Here is a 24,142-nt window from a genome sequence, read left to right on the forward strand (position 1 = left end):
TTGGGAGCGCCTTTCAGTCCTTGGCTTTTTGGGGAGCATCTGCAACGCGCAGGAAGACGCTCAATTGCCTAAGCTTTTCGAGGAGTTCATCGAACGTCACGATTTCCACGTCCTTAGAATTACGCCGAAATAGCTCGAAGGACTTTTTTCGGTCGTCACCATCTGGCGCCCTGCCGATGACAAGGCAGCAGTGCACGGCATAGGACTCGATGTCATAGAGCCGGGTGTTGTCCTTGATCTGGGCAATCTGCTTCTGAAACTGGTACTTCTGATCCAGCGCCTGATTGATCGATCCCGACAAATCGGCCGACGGTGTGAAAACGCCATCGCGAAACGGCGTCTTGTTGAGGATCGCGGTCTGCGGTGTCTTGATCTCGAAGATCGCGGTGTTGTTGGTCAGGCTATTCTTGACCAGAAAATCAGTGATCTTCTCCCCATCCCCTGACAGCTTCCGCCCGCCAACTGAGGCTTGGTCGCGTACTTTGATGACTGGATAGCCGAAGGCCATGTTCAGGATGAAGGGATTCTCATTGAAGAAATCCTGCCAGCGGCCCTCAGCGAGGTTCTCGCCGAGCATTTCCTCATATCGCTTGATCAACGCTTCGAGCGTTACAAGCTCGATATCCCCGCGCAGCTTGGCGAGTTTTTCCGGATGCTCTTCGGCTATGCTCGCGGCGTGGCTGCTCAGGGCACCGATAACGGCGTTCTGGTCTTCCTCGGACAGTTCCTCTTTGCCCTGCGCCACGGCGGTGAAGAGCTTTCGATAGGGGTGTCGGCCTGCCTTCGGTTCCAGCTTTGGCACGCCAAGCCGTTCTGCGATGATGTTGTGAGCCGTTGTTTCCTTCACGGCACGCGCGGCGGTCTGAGCGAGGTTATCAATGCTGTTCAGGGCGCGCCGCGCCTGCTCGAAGTCTTGCTTTGAGATATAGAAAATTTGGGCGTCCTTCGCGTCTGGTCCTGTGAGTTGATCGCTTGCGATGACGATCTCTCTGCTGGCCGACAGTTCTTCCACAGCATCGATAATGAACCGATACGGTTTCGCGAGGCCTAGCCCGTAGGCGTAGTCCTTGGTGAAGGCCGAGGGCAGCTTTTCCAGGACATCCAGCACACCTTCGGCCTCCGTGGGCACGGCTTCATCGAACCCCGAAAAGACTATATGTGTGTCGTCGAGCGTGATCCGCTCCACCTGACCATATTTGGGCTTCAGGAAGTCGGATTTGTCGCCGAAAGTGTTGATCGGATAGATCGTCAGGAACCTGTGCTGGCCATTGATGTCTAGCAGCTTGGTCCGGTATTGCTTCGCTTTCTTTGGGTCGAGATTGGCCGCGCGCAGACTATGTTCCGGCGGCACGAAATAGACCTCGACGAAGTTCGGATGAACCTCCTCGACCTCAAGGGTGCCGTCACGCGCGGGGTCATGCTGCCGGAAGCCGAGCGCCATCAGTCGGCCTCCACGTTCACGCGCCATTCGCCCGTCAGCAGCTTCTGCATAAGCCCGCGCTTCTGTCGGGTGAGTGCTTCGATCCGAACATTCTCAAGCGCGAGGTCGGCTTCGAGGCAGCCAAGCGCACCTGTCTGGGCTTTCTGCTCAGACACAGGCGGTGCCGGGATGGGCATGTCGCCGAAGTCGCGGAAGGCGATCTGCTTGCCATCGCGGATGCCGAAGATCAGTTTGTCTAGGCGCCCGATGAAGCTGCGGGACTTAAAGAAGTGGCGGTAGTAGTCGCCGACGACCTCGGTTGTCGGCCGGAGGACCGTGTAGGCGGGACTGACCAGCCCGGTGATTGTCGAGTATTCCAGCCCCCCTTCGAACGAACGCAGGCTGATCACGAAGTCGCCGGGACGGACGACCTTGTAGCTTGAGGTGTCGCCATCGGGCATAGCCACGCGGCGGTCGAGTTCGTCACGTCGGACGATCCCAATGTCCTGCATCACAGCGAGCAGCGGCAAGTCGGGACGGGCGCGCTCCGAGACGGGCTCGAATATGTCCCTGGCGCGCTGCAACCGATTGTGCGATGCGAACGCGGCCTCGAACAGGCGTTGGCGCACCGAGGTGATCCGCCGCAGCTTCGCCGCCCGCAGCGCCTCCAGCTTCTCGATGGCCTCGTCCCATGTCCGCAGGATTTCGGCGATCTTGCGCTGTTCGGGAAGCGGAGGGAGAGAGAAGCAGAACTCGGACAGCGTATCCTGACTAAGGTTGTTGATACTCGAGCCACCACCCATTCGGTGCAAATGCTCTTTGAACAGTGGTGATCGGACGAGCTTTGATGCAAAGCTGTGGTTAATCTCATCAGATTTGACACGTCCCCTGATCGTGAACCCGGAGAAAGAAATAGGCTCTGTTATCCCGCTAACTAATACACAGCGACCGATCAGCGCCTTGTTCCCGTTCGAGCGGACAAACAATAAGTCGTCGTTTTTGAGAAGGTCATCCGGGTTGAGCTTGCCATTAAGTGTGATCGAAGGGGTCTCCGAGAAATCGTTGAGCACTTCCTTGTCTTTGAAGTCGCCAACCCCGATGATCTTGACCCGTGCGCCTTGCGATGCCTGCGTGAAGTTCATCCCATTTCGGAATTCAAGAAGGTCCGCTAGGGATCTGCGTTTCCACCCGTCAAGCATCGTCGCCCCCCTTCTTCCGCCCCTTAGCGGCCTTCTCCATCTCCTCCAGCTGCGCGATATCTTCGTCATCCGCCGCCAGCGCTTCGGCGGCGCGGCGGTTGGCGTCGAACACCTCGAACCGCTCGGCGGCCAGCTTCTGTGCCACCTCCATCCGCAGCCGCCCGGCATGGGTCAGCACGTCGCGATCGTTGAAGGACAGGAAGGCGTCGAGCTTGTCGGCCCATTCGGCCATGGCGACCGGGCGGCGGCGCCTCGCCTGGTCCTCGGCGTAGTCGAGGTACATCACGACGATGCGGTTGAGTTCCTCGACCTCCTCGGCCTTGAGGTAGTTCTTGGCGGTGCCGACATCGCCCTTGCGCACGACTGAGCCCTTCCAGTTGGTCAGGCCCATATTCGGGGCGTTCGGATCGCTGCGGTTCTCGATCAGCTCTGCGGCTGTCTTGCCCGTAACGGCCCAGAGCATCTTATTCTGCACCTTTTTGAAGAAGGCCTGCGCCTGCTCGGACGTCTTGTCGTAGTCGATAGCGGTTGTGTAGAGGTCGCGCACCTTCTGGTAGAAGCGCTTCTCCGAGGCGCGGATGTCCCGAATGCGGGCCAGCCACTCGTCGAAATAGTCCCATTGCTCGGCCTGTTTCAGCCGGGCATCATCCATGGCGAATCCCTTGACTAGGTATTCGCGCAAAACGGTGGTGGCCCAGCGACGGAACTGGGTGCCGCGCGCCGAGCGGACCCGGTAACCGACCGACAGGATGACGTCGAGGTTGTAGGTGTCGACCTCGCGCTCGACCTGCCTCGAGCCCTCGGTTTGAACTATCCGGAATTTCCGGATAGTTGCCCCCGGATCGCACTCACCCTCGGCGAAGACGTTGCGGATGTGCTCGTTCACGGTGCGCACATCCTTGTCGAACAACTCCGCGATCTCCCGCTGGCTCAGCCAAACGGTGCCGTCCACGGCTCGCAGGCCGATGGTCGCGGCGCCATCTTCGGTGCTGTAAAGGATCAGTTCTCCTTCAGACATCGACGCCCAGCTCCTTCAGGTAGCCGGCCATCTTGCCCCGCACCTCGGCCAGTTCGGCCTCGATGATGTTGATCTGCTTCTGCAAGGCGGCCACGTCAATTTCCTCCTCCGGCTCGAAGGTGTCGACGTAGCGGGGGATGTTGAGGTTGAAGTCGTTCTCAGCGATCTCTTCCGGACTGGCGCGGTGTGAGTATTTCTCGATCTCCGACCGCGCAGCGTAGGTTTCCAGCACCTTGCTGATATGCGCCTCGTCCATCACGTTCTGGGTCTTGCCCGGCGTGAACTCTTTGCCGGCGTCGATGAACAGGACGTCTCGCCGGTCCTCGTTGACGCCGCCCTGTTCGCGAGAGCGGTCGAAGACCAGAATGGCCACCGGGATGCCCGTGGTCGTGAACAAGTTGGCGGGCAGGCCCACCACGGCGTCAAGCAGGTTCTCCTCGATCAGCGCCTGACGGATACGCCCCTCGGCGCCGCCCCTGAACAGAACGCCATGCGGCACGATGACGGCCACCCGGCCGCTCAGGCGCTTGGCGATCTCGATCATGTGGGTGATGAAGCCGTAGTCGCCCTTGGACTTCGGCGGGATGCCGCGCCAGTAACGCTTGAACTGGTCGGTGTCCGCACTCTCCGCGCCCCACTTGTCGAGGCTGAACGGGGGGTTGGCTACCACCACGTCGAACTTCATCAGGTGGTCGCCCTCGACCAGTGCGGGGCTGTTGAGCGTGTCGCACCACTCGATACGCGCGGCATCCTTGGCATGGAGAAACATGTTCATCCGTGCCAGCGCCCATGTCGCGCCGTTCACTTCTTGGCCATAGAGAGCGAAGTTCTCGGACCCAACCTCCTCGGCCGCCCGGATGAGTAGCGATCCGGACCCGCAGGCAGGGTCGCAGATCGTATCACCCGGCTTGGGAGCCGCCAGCTTCGCGAGCAGGCGGGAGACAGCAGAGGGCGTGTAGAACTCGCCGGCCTTCTTGCCCGCGTCGGAGGCGAAGCGCGAGATGAGATAAATGTAGCACTCGCCGATGATGTCCTCTGTTACCCGCGAAGGGCGCAGGTCGAGCGCGGGCTTGGCGAAATCCTCCAGCACGTTCTTGAGGCGGCGATTGCGGTCCTTGACTCGCCCCAGATTTGCCTCGGAGTTGAAGTCGATGTTCCGGAACACGCCTTCGAGCTTGGTGCGGTTGGCATCCTCGATCCGCTCCAGCGCGATATTGATGAGCTCGCCGATATTGGGTTCGTTCCGCGCTTCATAGAGATCGTAGAAGCTGGCACCTTCGGGGAGGACGAAGCGCTCACGTTCCAGCCTCCGGCGGATCCGGGTCTCATCCCCTCCAAATTGCTTACGATAGATTTCGAGATGGTCGTTCCAGTGGTCGGAGATGTATTTCAGGAACAGCATCACGAGGATGTAGTCTTTATACTGTCCCGCATCGACAACGCCCCGGAAGGTGTCGCAAGCGGCCCAGACCGTCTGGTTAACCTGTTGCTGGGTAAGATGATCATTCATTGGGGCGACCTTCCTTTTCTCGTCCGAGTGCGCAGCCTGCTCGCTCGCTCAACGAGGACCAGGCCCATCATCTGTCGTCGCGTCTCTGCGGCGAACTGAGACAGCTCCCGCTCCCGTTCGGCCAGCGCATCGAGGGCGACGATCGCTTCTTGAGTCTTGATGTCAGGGACATCGAGTTCGAGGTCATCGAGGCTGGATCGGGGAATCATCCGGATGTTCGTGCCACGTGCAGCTAGGTCGAAGTGACGCTGTACGGGGGGCTGGTTGATGGCCCACGCTAGATATTCGGGCGTTATGACTTCGCGATTCGGACGCAGCACCATCAGAGGAAGCACTGCAAGTGCTGGCTCTCGCAGACGCCCATCCAAGGCGGAGGCCGTGTTGCGCTCACCCCGCGAACGGAACAGCACATCGCCAGGGCGCACGAAATAGCGGTCTGCCAAGCCTTCCAGCTGGACGCGAGCGAGGCGTTCCGGATCGACGAGGCCATTGGGAGAGATGTCCCGCAACTGGATTGCAAGCACACCCTCAGCAGCCGCCGGCTCCAATCTGCCGCGAGCGGTGTAGCCGGTCTGAATGGCGCAGACGTCCGCGAGCCGCATTGATCAATCTCTGTAGAGCCGGCTACAGAGAAACTTACCGACGGAGCATCGGATGTCAATCCGATTCTTCTGTAGGGCGATGTACAGCAAGAAAGCGTATCCAGTGCGCGCGAAACATGGTGATCGCCCCTATCGGGCGGTCCGCCGAGGTCATCGGAACCATGAAGAAAGCAAGCGTTCGACCGCGCCCAGACACTGAATCGCCCCCCTCCCCGCATTCGCAAGCAGACAGCGCCAATCGGTTCACATCGGGCGCTCCGCCCTCAGCGCGAATTTTTTCAACACCATCAGAGAATAATCTCTCCCGCAGAAACACCAATTTTAAAGCGGACTTTCGAATAGACGATTATCCCCTTGACGCAAGTATGAGCTTTTGGCATATTGGTGACAACAGAGGTTGTTGCCATGTCGTCCGAAAAGCTCACTGTCCGCCAGTTCTTCGCCCGCTTCCCCAATGATGACGCCTGCCTCAACCACATCATGGAGGTGCGGTACGGCATGCGCCATGTGTGCGAGCGCTGCGGCAAGGAAGCGACCTTCCATAAGATGAGCGAGCGCCGCGCGTTTGCGTGCGCCGCCTGTGGCGACCACGTGTATCCCTGCGCAGGCACGATCTTTCAGGACAGCCGCACGTCTCTCCAAACTTGGTTCTATGCGATCTACCTGTTCGTGGTGACCCGCCACGGCGTTTCCGGCAAGGAGCTTGAGCGCACCCTCGGCGTCACCTACAAGACCGCATGGCGCATGGGGCAGCAAATCCGCCAGCTTATGGAGAAGGCGGACGGCTTCGCCATGCTCCAGGGTCACGTTGAAGCCGATGAGGCCTACGTCGGCGGTCACCGCCCCGGCAAGCGTGGTCGCGGCGCCGCTGGCAAGACCATCGTTATGGGCATGAAGGAACGCGGCGGGCGACTGACGACCGAGGTTATCCCGGACGTGAAGAAGGCAACCCTGCGTGACGTGGTGAACCGGAACGTTGAGCCGGGCTCTGTCGTCTCCACCGACGAACTGATGTCCTACGGCTTACTGGAGGGCGACGGCTACGTGCATGGGCAGGTGAAGCACGGCGCCAAGGAGTGGAGCTACTACGACTACCGCCACGGCGCGACGCACAGCACGAACAGCGTCGAAGCCTTCTGGCGACTGTTTAAGGCTTCCGTCCGCTCGACGCACATTCACGTCAGCCCCAAGTACATGGATCGATACCTCAGCGAGTTCGCTTTCCGGTCGAACCACCGCGCGATGCGGAACGCGATGTTCGATCTGCTGATTGGGGCTGTCTGATCACGGCCTCTAACGCGCGGTCGAGATCGCCCCTTTCGGCGGGGCCTACGCCCCGCGCCTCTTCTTGGGCGACGAACTCATGCAATCGCCCCTCTTTAAGGGCCTCCGCGAGGGTTATCATGCGACGAGTCCTTGCTTTTTCTCGTCAACAATGGTAGCAAAAAGAAACGGCGGGGCACAGCCCCGCCGTCCTGACTCTATCTCAAGAGCAGGGGAAATAGGATGGGTACCAGCCATCCAAATTTCCCGGGGACGCCACTCCCCATAATCTACCTCCAATCTCGCGCTCCCATGGCGCGTATGCCGCATGCACGGAGGCCCCGGATCATCCGGGGCCTTTGTGGCGCGTCGCCACCATCTCAAAATCTCACATTCGGTTCCCGGTTGCAAGGCGCCTTGAGTGGGTGCATTGTGGATTCAATACCGGCGAGGCGGTGAGGAGAACGAAAAATGAACGAATCCCTATCTAAGGCACTGAAAATAAAAGAAAAACTTCTTGATGAACTGTCCAAGGTAGAGCAATTCATCAGGCTGCATAACGAACTTTTTGGCGAGGGCGATGATGTCGCTGAGCCGAATCATGGTCGGCAGTCTGAGGATGAAAGCGACTCGCCTAAACGCCGCCGGGGGCGCCCTTCTGAGATCGCAGACGCCGCATGGAAGGTGATCAAGGAGCTAAATCGGCCGGTTCAGCGTGGCGAATTGGTGGAACGTATCGAGGCCATGGGCATCGACGTTTCGAGCGACGACAAGCCCCGCTACATCGGAACGATCCTCTGGCGCGAGAAAGATCGTTTCGAGAATATCGAGGGTAGGGGCTATTGGGCCGTGTCCCTTGGCGATCCGCCTTCCCCGGAGGATTCATCGCCTGACATTTTCCGCTGATGAGTCTGGAAATGTATCGGCTGGACGTATCCCGCGAACGTTCCCATATTGTTGTCATCACCCCGGCGGGCAGGACTCGTCGGATAAGAGGTCGTCTCGGGCAACCGGGCGGCCTCTTTACATTTGGGGGCCACGCATGAGGGTGGCCTGCTACGTCGACGGCTTCAATCTTTATCACGCGGTTGATGCGCTAGGCGACGCCCGCCTAAAATGGCTGAATCTGAGGTCTCTCGCCGAATCCTATCTCGCGCCAGACGACGTTCTTGTCAGAACGGTCTTCTTCACCGCGTTCAACACGTGGGAACACGCCAAGCGCCAGCGACACGTGAACTACGTGAAGGCTCTAGGGGCGACAGGCGTTGAGGTGGTGCTGTCGCGCTTCGACAAGGTTCACAAGCACTGCTTCACTCACGAGCGGTTTTGTAAGCTGCGCGAGGAAAAGCAAACTGATGTGGCCATTGCGATAGAGGTGATGTCCGACTGCTATGAGCGGGGCATAGAGCGCGTCCTCCTCATAACGGCGGACAGCGATCAGGTGCCCATGGTGCGTCGCATCCGAGACCGTTTCCCCGAAACAATCATCTTCATGATTGCCCCACCTAAGCGCCTCAATGCGGCGCGAGAGCTTGGACAGGCATGCAGCGGCGTGGCCGAACTGACGGCGGGGCGACTTCGCCAACACGCATTGCCAGACGAACTTAGAGACGGGCGCGGTCATCTCATTGCCGCTCGCCCCGCCATTTATGGCCCACACGGAAACTAAAGGGCCGCTCACCCGAAGGGAGCGGCCCCGATAAAGCCCCGTATCCTAACCGCTAGACGAACGCCCGATTGGTCGGGCGTACCGGGTTCGAACCGGCGTCTCAGGGGTGTCTCTATCTTGGAATTATATTACTACAACTCTTGAAATGTTTGTACTTGCGTCAAGGGGATAATCGCCTTCGAATATGATACGGGAGCAAAACCTGGCGTTTTGATCAACTTTCATCTACGTTAATTTATGATACGGGTAAGCTTATGTGATAAGACCACTGGAGATAACGCGCTGCCGGAGCGCCCTATCGATCACAGAATCGCGGTTTTTATTGATTTAAATTGAGGGTGAAAATCAAAATATTTACAAGGAACTCAGGCATATTGGCGAACGAGTTGGTAAGCTCAACCTGAGCGGACGCACCATTGCCCTGAAACGGGCGCTAGAGCGTCCGCATCGTGAGCATTGCTTAAGCAGTGATGGTGGCGGTCGTTTGCGACTGCAACTGCGCCAATCGTACAATATCCCGGCGGATGCGCCGCAGTTCCGGCCATGGGAAATGCCGCCCCTCGGCACCGTCAGCGCCGACGGCTATTAGGACGTCAAGCTTCGCCGAGAGGCCGTGCAGAGAGGCGGCGTCTGCCGCAAGAAGCATCGCGATCAGTCGCTCTTCATCGGCGGAAGCAGACGCCTCTTCCTGTTTGGTGGCAGTGTAGCCAATGGCGCGGTCCGCGTCGTCCCAGCGCTGCTGATGTGCGCACAACGTGGCAGCGACCTTGTTGCGCTGTGAGCAGAGCGATGGCAGGCCCGCCGCGAGTTCGTCGAACTGCCGCAGTGAGCCGAGCTGCACCGGAGATGGCAGCTCGGCTGCATGAAGAACCACCTGCGGAAATCCTACCGTTCGCACGAGCTCGGACTCTAAACGCTGCTGCTTCCGACACAGGGCGAGCGTATGCCGATGAGCGGTGCGCCACGCCTTCCACGCAGAAACGGCCCCATCAGTTGCGCCGTCATCTAGCGACGAGGATGCAGTCGAACCTTTGAAAGAGGTTCCGCCTATTGTCAGTACGACGGCAGAGAGAACGTCCCTCCGGGATGGCCGGGACAGACTCGTGGTAATCTCAGAATCAGCCATGATCCGAGCTCCAAGCAGCTAGGGTTGTGGTTAGGCTGGGTGAGTGTGTCAGCACTCGCTCAGCCGCTTCTCATTATGGGCATATCTGCGCATTTTGCGCAAACGAGACGTGTTGATTGATGAAGGTTACGCCAGCTCAAGTCCGTGCCGCGCGGGCGTTGCTTGATATCTCGCAGCAGGATTTGGCTGACTTATCAAAGGTCGGATTGCGCACGATCGTGCAGTTTGAGCGAGGTTCAGGCTCCATATCTGCATCGATCATCCAGGCGCTCGCACTGTCGCTCGAAGCCTCCGGCATCGAGTTCATTCCGGAGAATGGCGGCGGTGCGGGTGCGCGCTTCCGCAAGCCATCAGCATCTGATTGACCGCGTCTGTGGCGCATTTTCGAGGCCGCAGATCCTTGGCGGATGAGCTAGACCACGCCCTGCCGACCGCGGCCAGTCACTCAAATCAGGTCGTCGACCGTCACCAACAGGGCATCGGCGATCTTCTTGAGCGTTGCCACGGTGCCGTCGCGGTTCCCGGTCTCGATCTGCGATAGGAAGGCTCGCGCAATGCCGGCTTTCTCGGCGAGCGAACTAGCGGACAGGCCACGGTGCTCCCGCCAAACGCGGATGGCATTCTCGCCGGCCACAAGTCGATCGACAATGGCAGCGGGCACGAGCCCTTCTTCACCGCTGGCGAGGCGCTCCTTGAAACGGCACACGGCCACGATGTCGGCGGCATCTTCAGCGGCGGCGACGAGCGCCTGATAGTCGGCCTCCGGCAGGACAACCAGACGGTCGCCAGACGGGGTGGTGATTATCTGGTTATTCATGGCGGCCCTCCTTGGCCCACACGGGGCAACTCGGATAATCGAACCTACCCGCCTTCGGCGAAATGAAGGTGCCATAGCAGCGGTCAGAAGAGGCGAGAGGTAAGCGTCCCGCACATGGTCCGCGATATCGGTCACCAAGGCCAGAGGGACTGGCATCTCGCGTACACTGAAGCGTCACCGCTTCAAGGTTCGAATGGCGACGATGCCGGCATCGAGCTGAAAATCGGACAGCCGCGCGCAAGCAACTCGCTCACGCGCGCACCTGTCCAGAACATGAGGCGGGCGAATGGGATTCGAACCCACGAGCCCATCCTTGGAAAAATCGCTATTTGCCGCCCTCGGATATACCAGCTGCAGCACACGGCTCGCGCGCCAACGCAAGGGCAGGCGCGACCCATCGCAAACAAATGACAACGAATTCGACAACGAAAATGGAGAACTTTAGCCCAGTACAGAGCAAACCCTTGAGGTTGCTGGCGCGCCGATCGAGGTGAAACTGCGAACACGTATGTCATTGAAATTGCGTTAGTTTAGTTCGCCGCGCTCCTTGAGATCTGACTATGCCTGTCCCAATTGCTTGGCCACGCCCCGAAAGCGATCAAGCGCGACCTCAAGGCTCTCTACTACCTCAGCCGCAACCTCGTCCGGCGACGGGAGCAGATCGGGATCATCCAGCGTGTTGTCCTTCAACCAGAAGATATCGAGATTGACCTTGTCGCGGGCGAGCAATGCATCAAGCGGGAAGCGCCTGAACCTCTCACTTTCCTCACGCTCGAAAATCCGACCCGGCCGATAGCACTGGACGAAATCGTCGAGATCGGCTCGCACCATTGGGCGCTCTTTCAGCGTGAAGCGCTGATTGGTTCGCAGATCATAAATCCACAAATCTCTAGTGGCCGCTTCGTCGGACGGAGGCTTCTTGTCGAAGAAGAGCACATTCGCCTTCACGCCCTGCTTGTAGAAGATCCCGGTGGGCAGACGCAGCAGCGTGTGAAAGTCAAAATTACGCAGCAGCCGGCGACGGATCGTTTCGCCTGCGCCCCCCTCGAACAGCACATTGTCAGGCAACACCACAGCGGCTTCGCCATCCGGAGCCAGCACGGTCATGATGTGCTGAAGAAAGTTCAACTGCTTGTTCGAGGTAGTGACGAAAAAATCCTGTCGGTCGTAATCCTCGCGCTCGTTGTCGATCTCGCCGTCGTCGCGGACGATCCGGTAGCTCTGCTTTCTGCCGAAAGGTGGATTGGTAAGGATGATGTCGTAGCTCTTACCGCCCGCTCCGAGCAGAGCATCCTTTGCCTCGACAATGGAATCGACGCCTGTAATTCCGTGCAAATAGAGATTCATCGCGGCGAGACGCACCACCTCCGGCACGATGTCGACGCCCGAGAACTTGTTCTTAAGCGCCAGATAGGTCGCCTTGTCCTGCGCGCGCGGATGCTTTTTCATATGCTCCCACGCAGCGAGCAGGAATCCTGCAGTGCCGCATGCCGGGTCATGAACAGTCTGCTGGGGTTCAGGATCGACCACCTCGACCATGGCGTCGATCACGGCACGTGGGGTAAAGTACTGTCCGGCGCCGGATTTCACATCCTCAGCGTTGCGAGCGAGCAGGCCCTCATAAATGTCACCCTTCACATCGACCGGCAGGCCGAGCCAGGTTTCGCTGTCGATCAGGCCCACGAGCCGCTTCAGCTTGGCTGGGTCTTGGATCTCGTTTTGCGCCTTGAGAAAGATGGCGCCGATGATGCCGCCCTGCTTTGAAAGCGTGCCGAGCAGTTTCACATAGGCGGAATTCAATGCCTCGCCCGACAAACCCTTGATGTTGTCCCAGCGCGAGCCGTCCGGCAGCATCGAGGCTTCGCCGATAAGAGTGACGCGCTCCTCATCCATCTTGAGGAACAGAAGATAGGAAATCTGACTGATATAGGCCTGATAAGACACACCCTGATCGCGCAGCACATGCGCGAAGTTCCAGACCTTGGCGACGAGGGATTGGGCGTTCATGTTGTCCTCACGCCAGACGCCAAAGCTTTTCAATAGCGCCAATCAGTTCATTCTGTCGACGCTTGAGCGTGTCGATAGTCCACTCGCTTTCAGCGAGGACTTTGCTTGTCAATGCAAAATTCGAAACGCCATTTTTCATCGAAAAATACTTGGATTTCTTATCCTGAAAATCGAGATTTCCGGCCTGAGAGTTTTTGCGCCGCGTCAGTATTACGAGGTTGGCCAATTTGTGAACCCACAGATCGCGATCACTCTCGGTCGGAAAGTCGGTTAGCCAATGGCTTCCTGCCTTGGGATTCTGAGGAAGGACGTGCTCCACGGTCATGATTGGCGAGCTGTAGACGGCGCTGCCACCTGAGAGCAGCTCATCAAGCCGAAGCAGAAGCGGCAACCTGATGCGCGTCACCGTGTAGATGTCCCCGTCCAGGCTCCTTCGGACAGCCTTCTTTTCGGCATCGTCAAGTTGCAGCGGCGATGCATCGCTAAAGAGGTCATCGCCAGTCTGGATCCAGCCAAGCAGCCGCCCGTAACGGCGGATGCGGTCGGACGGATCACTCCGCATAAGGAACAGGCCATAAGCGAGCCGTTCAAGATCGGAAAGAAAGCGAAGAATGAAATCGGGATCGCTACGGCGTTTGGCGATCACTTCAATCGCGGGCGGCTGCCAATCAAAATTGTCGAGCCTGGAAAGATGCGTCAGCTGTCGATTTATCTCGTCAGCATGCTTGTAGCTCTCGAACGCTCTATCCGTGATCTCTTCATAGGCGTCGGCATAGGGCGACAGTTCGTTTTCGATGAACTTCGCCGGGTCCTTGCGCGTGGGCACGAACTCGCGGAATTCGGCGATCAGCGTTCCCTGCATTTTCTGTTTACGATGAATCATGCGGATATGGCCGAAGAGTTCGGCGAAACGTGAGCGACCGAGTTCGTCCTCAATGTCCTCCCACTGCGCGGTGTAGGCATCCTGCTTGCCTACCGGCAGCGCCCCGATGATCTCAGCCTTCAGAATGTCGGCCGGCGAAAGATCGAGACCGCGTGAATTGAGAACCGAGAAAATCCGGAAGGCGGATTCCTGATCGGAAGCCGCGACGATTACCAGATAGCAGCGCTGCGCAATATACATGGTGAGGCGTCGAAGACTCTCTTCAGATGAGTCCTTAAGCCGACCGCGCAGAAATGTCGCGTTCTCGATCATGCGGGCGCGGGCATCCCGGAACTGACGAACGTCAGGAAGTGCATTCGTCCCTGCTTCTGCCTGAATGTTCGCACGGAAGAACTCCGCGTCGCGATCGCGCGGCGTGAGACGGAAAACGTCGCAAGTGCCCTTGATAGGATCGCCGGTTTGGCAGATGTAGTTATGAATGGCCGCGCCAATCTTCGGCGCTGACAGGTCTCGGAGCACGCTGAGCAGAATCGTCAGCGTCGTCAGCCGCTGCTGGCCGTCGACGACATCGGCCTCCGGCTTCTGCGGATCCTTGATGAGAACAATGCTGCCAAGGAAATACGGACTTGCATTCGCGACGTCACCACCTTCGCCACACGCGGTGATGATGTCATCGAGCAGCTCGCTGGTCTGCTCCGTCGTCCAGGCATAGGGCCGCTGATAGGACGGAATGCGGAACAGGTACTTGTCGCAGAAAATGTCGAGGATCGGCTTCTCGCTGGCTTCAATCGTGTGGCGGGTCATGACTTGGCCTTCTCAGAAACAGTTTTGCGCCGCCCGCGCCTGATGCGCGCGACAGGTGGGTTTGCGGCCCGCAACCGCGCCAGCATAGCGCTCGCTGGCTCATCGGCCGGGTCTTGCGGCACGAGGTGGCCTTCGAAGGCGGCCTTGAGGATTGACTGTTTCAGCCGCGCGGCGTCGGCGGCTTCCGCGTCCAGCATGGCCAGTGTGTCGGCGCTGGCGGCGAGCGCTTCGGAGACGCGGCGTAGGATTACGGCTACCTCGGCGGGGGGCGGGATAGGAAACTCCATTTCAACGAACCGCACCTGCGTCAGATGTCCGATGTTTGTGGTGATCCGGCTTTCACGCTTGAAGCGCCCCGAATGCATATAATGTCGGAAGACAAGCAGCGCGAAATTCTCGTCAACCAGCTCGCTGGCTCGAAAACGCAGAAGTGTTTTCTGAAAGCAGCAGCCCTCGATTTCTCCTCGATACATGGCTGGTCTGCCGAGGAGGTCGGGGGCCTGACCTTCGTTGAGCAAGACGTCACCCGCCTTCAGTGCGAAGGTTTCGAACTCCTCCGGAGTGAAGTTCATCAGTTTCACGTCCGAAAGGTCTAGCCTGTCTTCGAGCACATTGGCGACGCGCAGGTAGGGACGCATGTGCGCCCCCGTGTGGTGCTGCGGCGCGCGCTGCCTTCCCAACTGCACATCACCTGCTTCATGAACAGCACACCACGCCCAAGTGTCGGGCAATTCTGGCAAATCCGTGCGGGGAGTCCACGCCGTCCGCAGACGTTTGTTCTTTGACATGGAACCGCGCATACGGGCGACGAGGTCGTGACCGGTTTCGGCGACAGGGTTCCTCTCGCGCCAATCCTTCGTCAATTCGCCGGTTACGGCCGCTTTCAGCACGGCTCGGCGGAAGGTGTCGAGCCCCCTGCGCGCCTCCTCCAGTGCTGCCTCACCCTCCGCAATCTCGGCAAACAGCCCATCGATGCGGGCGACGATGCGGCGCTGTTCGGCGAGGGGAGCGAGAGGGACAATAAGTTCTTCAACGAACGACCGCGGCAATTCCTGCTGGTTGGTCGAACCAACATGGCCGTCGACGACGAGGTGTTGCACTCGCGATGTTTCGACGAAGTGGCCAAGATAGGCGGGGTCAATCGATGAAGGGCGAACAATGGTGACATGGGAGTCGACCGTTAGCTCGGCAATCGAACCGTCGTAAATGAGCGCACGACCTATAGTTCCTGTGCCGGTCGAGTTCCAAAGGAGATCTCCCGCTCTGATGTAGAGTTCCGGCGGTAGCCGGTCAAAGGCGTCGCGAGACGTTAGCTTTAAATGGCGCGGTTCAAGCCGGTGCCATCTTATGCATTTCTGATTCACGACAGGGACGCCGCCAGCCTCAACGTAGGTCGGCCCTCGACCGCGACCGATGAAATTGCTGAGCATCTTGAGCGGAACCCAAGCCCACCCCTCAGGCAACTCCCACGGCTCATCCTGGGCCAGGCCGGCGCTATTCGGCGTCCACGCGTCCATCACGCAACCAGCGCGTCGGTCAGGTCATCAAGCAGCGCGGGCAGCCGGGTGCCAAACAGTGCACGTGCCTGGATGAGGCCGCCGCGGGCGGAAAATTCAGGCGCTTCCATCAGGTCCCCGATGCCGATCTCAATATTGACGGCGAGATGGTCGCGAATCGCCACCAGCCAAGCCTTCTGCGCGTCGGTATAGCTGCGCCCGGCCTTTTCCTCACGCCCGAGCCACAAATTGAACCGCCCGGCGACGAGCGCGGGCAGCGGCTCCAGCGTGTCGGCCTCACCGATCGCGTAGCGCACCAGCATGACGATGTCGGCTAGCGTGCCCGCCGGATTGCCGCGCACCTTGTCCGAAGCGATGCGCCTGTAAGCCCGCCAGATGTCGATGGGCTCAAGGAGCCAGGGCGGCCGCTTTAGCGCCTGGCGCAAATCGTCCAGCGCCTCATAGGTGAGGCGCCGCTGCGCATAGGGGAGTCGGTACAGGATCTGAAGCGCCGCGAGTTCGTCGCGCCGCTCCTCCAGGAAGCGCTGGAACTTGTCGACCGTCTCGCCGGCGCGGCTCGCGTCCCAACCGGAGGAGGTCACGGCATCGGTCGAGATGGTGTCGATGCGGATATCGGCAGAGGCTTTCACATCCTTCAGCAGCCGTCGCAGCACGGGATCATCGAACGCAATGGCGGCGGCGTCCTTCGCCGCTTCGCGCGCCCTGCGCTGCTCGGCCTCGGGGGCGTCCTTCGGCACACGCTCGGCGAGCGCATCCGGGTCCACCGCATCAAGCAGCCGTGCGGCAAGCCCCGCGAGATCGATTCCGCCCGACGCCTTCACGATCGCCGCACGGTCCTTGTCGCCGATGCGCCTGTCCAGCGCCGCCAGCCGCGCGGCCAGCGTCGTGAAGGCATCATCATCGCGACGCCCGGCAGCAACGTCGTCAATCAACCGGTCGAAGGAGATGACGCGGTCGCGCTCCAGCGGCTGCGAGACGGTCTTCAGGCTTTCCGATACGCCGACCGCGTCGATCAGCACGAAGCGGGTCTTCGCCTCGGCGTCGGGCGTCACCTCGCGCAGCTTTTCGGGGGAGATGGTCCGCGCACCGCGCCCCTTCATCTGTTCGAAATAGAGTTCCGACCTTACGTCGCGGAAGAAGATCAGCACCTCGATCGGCTTCACGTCCGTGCCGGTCGCGATCATGTCCACTGTGACCGCGATGCGGGGGTTATAATCGTTGCGGAAGGAGCGGATCAGCGACTCGGGGTCTGCGCCATCGGTGCGGTAGGTGATCTTCTTGGCGAAGTCATTTCCCTTGCCAAACACCTCGCGAACGAGGGTTACGATCTCCTCGGCGTGGTGATCGTCCTTGGCAAAGATCAGGGTTTTCGGCACTTCGCGGCGGGACGGAAAAAGCTCGGTGAAGAGCGTGTCACGGTAGGTTTCCAGCACGGTGCGGATCTGGTTCGGCACCAGCACGGAGCGATCAATCTGCTCGGGCGTGTAGCTGAAATCCTCCGACAGCGTCTCGTAGCGCTGCGCGCGCGTGCGCTTGTCGCGCACCGGGAGATCGTAGCCGGCCTTCACTGTGGCGCCGCGCTCCCCTATCTCCGTCCGGATACGGAAAATCTCGAAGCCAACATTCACGCCATCGACGACCGAGCGCTCATAGGGATATTGCGCCACGAGATTCCGGCCGAAGAAGCCGAGCGTGTGCAGGGAGGGTGTGGCGGTAAGGCCGACGGTGAAAGCGTCGAAATATTCCAGCACCTGGCGCCACGTCCCATAGATCGAGCGGTGGCACTCATCCGTGATCACAAGATCGAAGCTCTCGATTGGAAGCGCCGGATTATAGCTCACCAGCCGTTCGGCATCTGCGCCCCCGACCTCGAAGCTCGACACCTCTTCCTCATCCTCGGCCATTTCGCGTCCGGCCAGCACCGAGTAGACACGCTGGATGGTGGCGACGACCACTTGTGCATCCTTGTCGAGGCCGGCGGCGCCAAGCTTCTGGACATTGTAGAGTTCCGAGAAGGACCGACCCGTTCCTGGTGGGCGGTAGGCGAGAAACTCGTCCCGCGTCTGGCGCACGAGGTTGGCGCGATCCGCCAGGAACAGGATACGTTTGAACCCGGCATGGGCGAGCAGACGACAACTCAGTGTGCAAGCGGTGAATGTCTTGCCCGCACCGGTTGCCATTTGCACCAGCGCCCGAAGACGGTTTTCTGCCAAGCTCCGTTCTAGCGCCATTACGGCGTCGATCTGACACGCACGCAAACCGTCCGTCACCACTTCCGGCAAGATCTGGAGCCGGGCGCGCGATGTGAGGGACTGCTTCAGCCACAGGTCCAGGGTTTCCGGGCGATGAAACCAGAAGACGCGGCGCGACACGGGCGCAGGATCGCTGTGATCGCGAAACAGCGTTTCCGTTCCGGACGCAACATATTCGAAGCGAACTTGCCCCTCCTCGCGGATGAGGTGCTTGGGCGCATCCGCGATGTATCGGGCTGCTTGCTCGGCAAATCCGGACAGCGTGGTTCCCTGGGCCTTGGCTTCGACAACGCCACAGAGCCGGCGATCAACAAAGAGCCCATAATCAACGGGGCCGGAGGCGGTCTGGAATTCGCGCACCGCGATGCCTAGGCCCGCGCCCAGATTCATCTCCGCTTTTGACTGAACAAGCCACCCAGCCGCAAGAAGCCGCCGATCGATCAACGATCGGGCCTGATCTTCTGGATGAAATGCTGATTCGAGCATGACGCAATGTGACGTGAAACTCGAAGCAATGTGAGCGGTATCGACCTCGCTGGCAATGTCGCCGCGAGTTTCATTCGATACTCCGCTAGGACGTTGTGGAGGCGCCAATCACGCTGCAAGTGAGACAGATGCCTACGATAAGCGACCCTTGGCCTTGAAGGCCGCATACCTCATTTCAAGGCTGCGTTTGGACGCGGTGCTGGTCACATCGCGCGGTGTGCGCAATCGGCGCCCGGCCAACTTCATGTAAGGGGAGCTTCTCAGTTCCTCTGCCACCACCACCTCTCTCGTGGTGGGTTCAATGGCTATCAGATAGCAATCAAATAATGTGTGGAGATCGGCTCGCAGAAGCAATCCATTCGATGGGTGGTTTGTTGTTCGACCTGCGTAGGGATAAATATGTGCAGCTTCTAATACATGTTCAACGGCGCAGCCTGTTATTGCGCATTTTCCTCCATAGGCAGACATGAGAGCCTCGCGGAAGGCTGGCTGCCCTCTGCGGATCCGGATGGCGCGAAGAGCTCTTTCTTGATCATCATTGACGCTGCTGGGGTCAAATTCAGAGGCGTCGGCATCATGCGCACCAAGGGGCCGAGCGGCGCCGGCGATGGGCGCAAGTCGATTTTCAAGCTCTCGCGAGACTTCCTCGGGCACGCGATTGCCGCTTTGCTGAGCATCTAACAAAGACTGAGGAATGATGTCCGCTATTGCGTCGTAATCGAGCAGGAACCCGCTCCTTGGGTTTACGAGATGCATAAGCCTTATTCGGGCGCGCTCGGTAACCCCCGCATCAATGTCGGTGGGATCTGGCTGTCTACGGGGAGCCTCGATAAGTTCGCCGATCCCGAAAACCCCTCTCGGACCGGACCCTTGTTGGAACAAGTAAACACGATCGCCGACAGAAGCGGCTTTCGATGACGCTATCCTCCACAAAGGCGTTGCGCCATTGCTGTCAGCTTGGAAGTTGCTGACCAGCCTGTCCATTTGTTCCGGCGGCCATCCCCTAGGAGCGGCACTGCTGAGCGGCTTATAAGTCAGCCAGAATGCGGGCACGTATGACACCTCGGTACAGATGAGAGGTATCAGCGTGGCCAATTCGATCGCATATGACAACGGACATGTCTCATCGCGTGCACCGGGCGGGCCAAGGTCGCGGCTGCGCATATTCAGCCGGTTCGGACGAACGGCCAGGATATCGTCAGCAATGGACTGGCTCTGTCAGGTACGGCGCATTGGATGTTTGATCGCGGGCTCATCAGTCTGACGGACGATCGCGACGTGCTGGTTTCCCGGCACGCCAACGATCCCGATGGCGTGCGCGCCTTCATCAATTGGAGCGGACGCGCAATTGCCCCGCAACGGGCGTTCGAGCGTCCGCATCCCCACTTCCTGCTTTGGCATCGTGAGCACTGCCTCAAGCAGTGAAGCCGACGGCATCGTGACGCCGCAACTGCATCAAGCGCGCAACATCCCTGCGGATGCGCCGCAGCTCGGGCCAGGGAAAGTGCCGCCCTTCGGCGCCATCGGCTCCGACTGCGATCAGAACGTCGAGCTTCGCTGAGAGGCCACCCAGAGAACTGGCGTCCGCTGCAAAGAGCATTGCAATCAGGCGCTCCTCATCGCCGGAAGCCGCCTCCTCTTGCTGCCGGGTAACGGAGTAGCCGATGGCGCGATCTGCGTCGTCCCACCGCTGCTGATGTGCGCGCAGCGCGGCAGCGGCTTCGTCGCGTCGGGAGCAAAGTGACGGCAGATCGGCCGCAAGCTCGTCGAACTGCCGCAGAGAGCTGATGCGGACCGCAGACCGCAACTCGGCCGCAACAAAAACTACCTGCGGAAAGCCGATCTCCCGCGCGAGTTCGGACTCCAGACGTTGCTGTTTCCGGCAGAGAGCGAGCGTGCGCCGATGCGCTGCCCGCCACGCCTTCCACGCGCCGATGGCGGCATCTGTCGCGCCGCCATCCTGCGGCGCGGCTGCAGCCGAACTGTTGAAGGAAGAGCCGCCGACCGTCGCCAGGGCGGCAGAGAGAAGGTCCCTCCGGGATGGTCGGGACAGACTCATGCTAATCTCAGAATCAGCCATGATCCGAGCTCCACGCAGCTTGGTTGTGGTCAGGCCGGATACGTGGGGCAAACACGTGTCCGGCCGCTTAAGGCGCAGAAGGATAGCGACGACATGAATCAACAGCAATCAAAAATCACTACAGTGTCGTGATTCATATGAATGCTGCGCAATGCAAAATGGCCCGCGCCGCTCTCGGCTTGGGCGTGCGCGATTTGGCGAACCAGGCTGCCGTTTCCACACAAACCGTGACCCGTTTCGAGCGCGGCGAGGCATTGAAAGCGGCAACGGTTGAGCGTCTTCAAGCGGCGCTCGAAGCCGCCGGCATTGAGTTCATTCCGGAAAATGGCGGCGGCGCCGGTGTGCGCTTCCGCAAGCCGTCAGAGTCGGAATAGCCCTCCGCGAGCGTAATTCTTGCGCAAGATCGCTGCGGCTTCAGCGCGGTTCGGCTGCAGTTCCTTTGCAGGTTCTGTGCAACGCGACCGCAGCTCTTACGTGCTTCGGTTGCGCGTCACCGACAGCCGCTTCGCGCGAGGCATCGCGATGAATGGCAACGTCGCTGCCCACGCGGCGGCCGATGCAACAGTCAGGCGTCGTAGCTTCGGAGAGCTTGAGGTAAAGTCGATGGTGCTCGGCGCCCACGGCGTGTTTTCTGTCGCTCTGTCGACGTATCGCAGCGATGTGACGTGATCTAGTCTAGGCCCGACGGAGCGAGGGAGCTTGATGGCAGGATAAAAGCGCACACATTGCGCGGCGGTTGGGTCGTTGCGTTTGCTCATTATTTATCTGATCTCAACACATTGCGCCGCTCTAGAGCAATGTGTGGGCTTATCTGGAATCTTGTTGGCTGAACGATTAGCCGCACATTGTTGCCGTCTGATGCCGGCCTGCGGACCATCGCCTCTTGGTTTTGGATCGCGAGGCCTGCCACTTCTGAGGCGTAGCAGAGCGAACGGCTTCTCGGCAGAACGCCGCCCCTGACCGAGGCGAGTCGCCTCTCCACAACGTGCCTGCACTGACCGCCGATGCCCCGTACGAGCTTCGCGCGCATGTTGGTGAAGTTCTGCCAGCAGCGTGCCACGACCGTCCTGTCGCCCCGCGACGCCGACCTGTTCCAGAACTGGCTCCTTGATCTCCTCGCCGCGCGCGTGCCGCCACCCCTGACGGAGCGCGATTATGACTGGCACGCGATCGCTCACGCCTGTGATGTGGATTACGCCGATCTGCAGCGCGCCGGCCCCGTGCTTGCGCCCGGCCTTGATGCCTTACGTCGTGAGTTGGCGCGCCGCGGCCACGTCACGGTGAAGCGTGCCGCGGCGCGCCGGCAACCGTCCGGCTCGGAGAGGTGCACGCTTCAGCGTGGTGCTGAGCGGCTCGACGCTGCGCCGCGCCGACGCGGCCCTCGGGCGAAGCCCATTGTCGAGTTCCCCGAGAGCGAAGGCCGGCCCTGGACGGACCCGCCGTCATTCGCCGATGCGCTCGATCTTCACATGCGCCGCCACGGCGATACGGCGAAGCATCTCGCCCGTGTCCTTGAGGCGAGCGCGGCTCAGGTCGATGCTACGGCACTCAACCTGTGGCGCCGCGGCGTGAAGGTGCCGCGCGCCTCGCGAAGCCTCGCGGCGCTGGAGCTCATCGAGCGGCGCTACCGCCTGCCGCCGGGCTACTTCCGCTCGAAGCTGCCGAATGGAAACCGCTGCACATCAGCGGGGACCATTGCCGGCATCAGCCGCGCGGAGCGACGACGCCTCGCCTGGCACCTGCCGCATGATTTTGATCGGCGCCCGTTGAAGGAGAGGGAGGAGATCCTTGAGTGGGTACAGCGCGTGGTGATTTCGGGAACGACCGACTATCGGCGCTTCCAGGCTGCCGCCATGAAGCAGCGCTACTCGATCCGCTTTCCCGGCCTGCTCGACCAATCCTCCCGGCCGCGCGGGCTGTACCGGTTTTGCCGGGAGGAGGATGGATCGCTGCCGGACCCGGACCTCGCGAGTGTGGCGCTAGATGCGCCGCCCCAGCTGGCCGAGGAGATGGCCGATCTCGTCCGCTTCAAGACGGCGACGCTGACAGCGTTTGGCTATCAGCGCAGCGGTGTCTGGGGTGAAGAGACGGCGTCGCAAAAGGTCGAACATCTCGGATTGATGTTCGGCGCGCTGGCCGCGTCACCCAGCGGCGCGGTCCATGGCTTCGGCGTGCCGCTAGAAAACCTGAGCTTCGGTCTTCTGGTCTTCCCGATCGTGTGGGATTGGTACATCCAATGGCGGGAGCGTCGGCGCGGCTTCTACACCGCGTGGGAAGTCGACATGCTGCGGATCGCTGCCGCGCTCACCCGCGCCGAGACAGGCTGGCTGCGGCAGAGCCCGCAGTTGGCGGAACGCATCCGCCCTATTCCCAATCTGATCACCGAGCACGACGTTGCCACGGCCCGTGCTGACTGGGACGCGGCCTGCGAGCAGATGCATCGCCACGGCCTCGCCCGCGCGCGGGAGGTCCAGCGCGTGGCCCGCATCCACCGTGATCCCTTCGAGCCGATCATCGCGGTTCTGGAGGCAGAGAGCCCTGTCGCGGAGTATCGCAAGATCACCGAGGAGATCCTGCGGCTGATGCCGGACGAAAAACGCTACCCGCGCGCGGCGGCCGAGGCGGTGCGAGCCTTCCTCATGCTGCGGCTCGGCCTGCATCTCGGGCTGCGGCAGAAGAACCTGCGTCAACTCCTCGTCTGTCCGCGCGGCCGGCTGCCGACCTCGGAGCGCCGCCTCGCGGAGATGAAGCGCGGCGAGTTGCGCTGGAGCGAGCGCGATGGGAGGTGCTTATCCCCTCTGTCGCCTTCAAGAACGCGAACTCGTCCTTCTTCGGCAGCAAGCCGTTCCGGCTGATCCTGCCGGACCTCGGCGAGCTCTATCGCTATCTGGAGGCCTATATCGACCGGCACCAGCGGGTGCTGCTGAAGCATGCCGCCGATCCGGGCACGCTGTTCGTCAAGACGGTAAAGCCCACCAGCAAGGATGCCGCGTACTGCCAAAACACCTTCTACGAGGCCTGGCGTCTGGCCATCCAGCGCTATGGCATCCACAACCCCTATACCGGCCGCGGCGCCATCAAGGGCCTCCTGCCGCACGGCCCGCACAATGTCCGCGACGTGCTCGCGACTCACATCCTGAAGAAGACCGGCTCCTATGAGCAGGCGAGCTATGCCATCCAGGACACCCCCGAGATGGTCGCCAAGCACTACGGCCGATTCCTGCCGCAGGACAAGGCGGCTCTCGCGGCCCAGATTCTCAACAAGGTGTGGGCAGCGGCGTGAGGGTAGAACGCCTGATGTGCGAATCTCTCGCCGCCCGCGCTACGCGATGGCGTGTTCCCACGTTGGCAATCCGCTTCAGCAGCAGGGCCGGAAGCGCCGTAGGGGCAGATTGACGAGCCGCTCACTCAGGAGGGGAACGGTGCAATCGGGGCCGGTGGCAGACTGTCCGCTATCAGGGACTTCAAAACGAGAAGCCGACATGTCGC

Annotated in this window: 19 protein-coding genes and 2 pseudogenes; 8 read left to right on the forward strand and 13 right to left on the reverse strand. The window is 60.4% G+C overall.

Going from position 1 to position 24,142, the window contains the following annotated elements:
• Positions 1-13 precede the first annotated feature (13 nt).
• From SNOV_RS13200 to SNOV_RS13220, 5 genes are read right to left on the reverse strand one after another with little or no spacing between them, the layout of a single operon-like run.
• On the reverse strand, positions 14-1,441 hold the full coding sequence (locus SNOV_RS13200) for a Shedu immune nuclease family protein (RefSeq protein ID WP_013167447.1): 1,428 nt from the start codon (positions 1,439-1,441) through the stop codon (positions 14-16).
• Positions 1,441-2,688, reverse strand: a complete 1,248-nt coding sequence (locus SNOV_RS22650) for a restriction endonuclease subunit S (RefSeq protein ID WP_081440976.1) — start codon at positions 2,686-2,688, stop codon at positions 1,441-1,443. The genes SNOV_RS13200 and SNOV_RS22650 overlap by 1 nt, the downstream gene beginning before the upstream one ends.
• Positions 2,612-3,637, reverse strand: a complete 1,026-nt coding sequence (locus SNOV_RS13210; protein WP_013167449.1) for a virulence RhuM family protein — start codon at positions 3,635-3,637, stop codon at positions 2,612-2,614. Before SNOV_RS13210 ends, SNOV_RS22650 begins: the two co-directional genes overlap by 77 nt.
• Positions 3,630-5,147, reverse strand: a complete 1,518-nt coding sequence (locus SNOV_RS13215; protein WP_013167450.1) for a type I restriction-modification system subunit M — start codon at positions 5,145-5,147, stop codon at positions 3,630-3,632. Before SNOV_RS13215 ends, SNOV_RS13210 begins: the two co-directional genes overlap by 8 nt.
• Positions 5,144-5,749 (reverse strand): restriction endonuclease subunit S domain-containing protein, encoded by a 606-nt coding sequence (locus SNOV_RS13220; protein ID WP_013167451.1) that lies wholly within the window; start codon positions 5,747-5,749, stop codon positions 5,144-5,146. Before SNOV_RS13220 ends, SNOV_RS13215 begins: the two co-directional genes overlap by 4 nt.
• A gap of 405 nt (positions 5,750-6,154) precedes the next feature.
• On the opposite strand from SNOV_RS13220, the gene SNOV_RS13225 reads away from it, so the two are divergent.
• The 3 genes from SNOV_RS13225 (at position 6,155) to SNOV_RS22655 (ending at position 8,681) form a co-directional block, all read left to right on the forward strand.
• Positions 6,155-7,033, forward strand: a complete 879-nt coding sequence (locus tag SNOV_RS13225) for an IS1595 family transposase (protein ID WP_013167453.1) — start codon at positions 6,155-6,157, stop codon at positions 7,031-7,033.
• Between the two features lie 450 nt (positions 7,034-7,483).
• The gene (locus SNOV_RS23490) at positions 7,484-7,918 is read left to right on the forward strand and encodes a hypothetical protein (RefSeq protein ID WP_013167454.1); all 435 of its coding nucleotides are present in this window, start codon (positions 7,484-7,486) and stop codon (positions 7,916-7,918) included.
• Positions 7,919-8,054: 136 nt separating this feature from the next.
• Positions 8,055-8,681: an NYN domain-containing protein gene (locus SNOV_RS22655; RefSeq protein WP_013167455.1), complete on the forward strand. Its 627-nt coding sequence runs from the start codon at positions 8,055-8,057 to the stop codon at positions 8,679-8,681.
• Between the two features lie 460 nt (positions 8,682-9,141).
• Here the strand turns inward: SNOV_RS22655 and SNOV_RS24125 are convergent, their stop codons facing one another.
• On the reverse strand, positions 9,142-9,555 hold the full coding sequence (locus SNOV_RS24125) for a hypothetical protein (RefSeq protein WP_244412754.1): 414 nt from the start codon (positions 9,553-9,555) through the stop codon (positions 9,142-9,144).
• A 371-nt stretch (positions 9,556-9,926) separates the two neighbouring features.
• Between SNOV_RS24125 and SNOV_RS22995 the strand changes: the two genes are divergently transcribed.
• The gene (locus SNOV_RS22995; protein WP_013167457.1) at positions 9,927-10,172 is read left to right on the forward strand and encodes a helix-turn-helix transcriptional regulator; all 246 of its coding nucleotides are present in this window, start codon (positions 9,927-9,929) and stop codon (positions 10,170-10,172) included.
• 80 nt (positions 10,173-10,252) lie between these two features.
• On the opposite strand, the gene SNOV_RS13245 is transcribed toward SNOV_RS22995, so the two are convergent.
• From SNOV_RS13245 to SNOV_RS23000, 6 genes are all read right to left on the reverse strand, one after another.
• Entirely contained in the window at positions 10,253-10,624 is a 372-nt protein-coding gene (locus tag SNOV_RS13245) for a helix-turn-helix domain-containing protein (protein WP_013167458.1), read from the reverse strand.
• Positions 10,625-11,182: 558 nt separating this feature from the next.
• On the reverse strand, positions 11,183-12,631 hold the full coding sequence (locus tag SNOV_RS13250) for a class I SAM-dependent DNA methyltransferase (protein WP_013167459.1): 1,449 nt from the start codon (positions 12,629-12,631) through the stop codon (positions 11,183-11,185).
• A 7-nt stretch (positions 12,632-12,638) separates the two neighbouring features.
• Positions 12,639-14,318 carry a DUF262 domain-containing protein gene (locus SNOV_RS13255; protein ID WP_013167460.1) on the reverse strand — a complete coding sequence of 560 codons (1,680 nt, stop codon included), beginning with the start codon at positions 14,316-14,318 and terminating at the stop codon, positions 12,639-12,641.
• Positions 14,315-15,835, reverse strand: a complete 1,521-nt coding sequence (locus SNOV_RS22660) for a restriction endonuclease subunit S (RefSeq protein WP_013167461.1) — start codon at positions 15,833-15,835, stop codon at positions 14,315-14,317. The genes SNOV_RS13255 and SNOV_RS22660 overlap by 4 nt, the downstream gene beginning before the upstream one ends.
• Positions 15,835-18,477 (reverse strand): type I restriction endonuclease subunit R, encoded by a 2,643-nt coding sequence (locus SNOV_RS13265; RefSeq protein ID WP_210160633.1) that lies wholly within the window; start codon positions 18,475-18,477, stop codon positions 15,835-15,837. The genes SNOV_RS22660 and SNOV_RS13265 overlap by 1 nt, the downstream gene beginning before the upstream one ends.
• Positions 18,478-18,705: 228 nt before the next feature.
• Positions 18,706-19,557 carry an HNH endonuclease gene (locus tag SNOV_RS23000; protein WP_210160634.1) on the reverse strand — a complete coding sequence of 284 codons (852 nt, stop codon included), beginning with the start codon at positions 19,555-19,557 and terminating at the stop codon, positions 18,706-18,708.
• Positions 19,558-19,695: 138 nt separating this feature from the next.
• Between SNOV_RS23000 and SNOV_RS23005 the strand changes: the two are divergent.
• A pseudogene (locus SNOV_RS23005) lies at positions 19,696-19,998 on the forward strand (HNH endonuclease); the annotation flags it as partial.
• Here SNOV_RS23005 and SNOV_RS13275 read toward each other — a convergent pair.
• On the reverse strand, positions 19,988-20,653 hold the full coding sequence (locus SNOV_RS13275) for a hypothetical protein (protein WP_041782264.1): 666 nt from the start codon (positions 20,651-20,653) through the stop codon (positions 19,988-19,990). The pseudogene SNOV_RS23005 and the gene SNOV_RS13275 overlap by 11 nt on opposite strands.
• A gap of 158 nt (positions 20,654-20,811) precedes the next feature.
• Between SNOV_RS13275 and SNOV_RS13280 the strand changes: the two genes are divergently transcribed.
• The 3 genes and pseudogenes from SNOV_RS13280 to SNOV_RS13285 all read left to right on the forward strand — a co-directional run bounded on the left by SNOV_RS13280 (position 20,812) and on the right by SNOV_RS13285 (position 23,936).
• A complete protein-coding gene (locus tag SNOV_RS13280) occupies positions 20,812-21,027 on the forward strand; it encodes a helix-turn-helix domain-containing protein (protein ID WP_013167464.1) in 216 nt (71 codons plus the stop codon).
• A gap of 19 nt (positions 21,028-21,046) precedes the next feature.
• Positions 21,047-21,322 (forward strand): hypothetical protein, encoded by a 276-nt coding sequence (locus tag SNOV_RS23495; RefSeq protein WP_144295989.1) that lies wholly within the window; start codon positions 21,047-21,049, stop codon positions 21,320-21,322.
• 359 nt (positions 21,323-21,681) lie between these two features.
• Positions 21,682-23,936 (forward strand): annotated as a pseudogene (locus SNOV_RS13285) (hypothetical protein).
• Positions 23,937-24,142 lie beyond the last annotated feature (206 nt).

Source organism: Ancylobacter novellus DSM 506, assembly GCF_000092925.1.
In the GTDB taxonomy this organism is placed as follows: Bacteria; Pseudomonadota; Alphaproteobacteria; order Rhizobiales; family Xanthobacteraceae; genus Ancylobacter; species Ancylobacter novellus.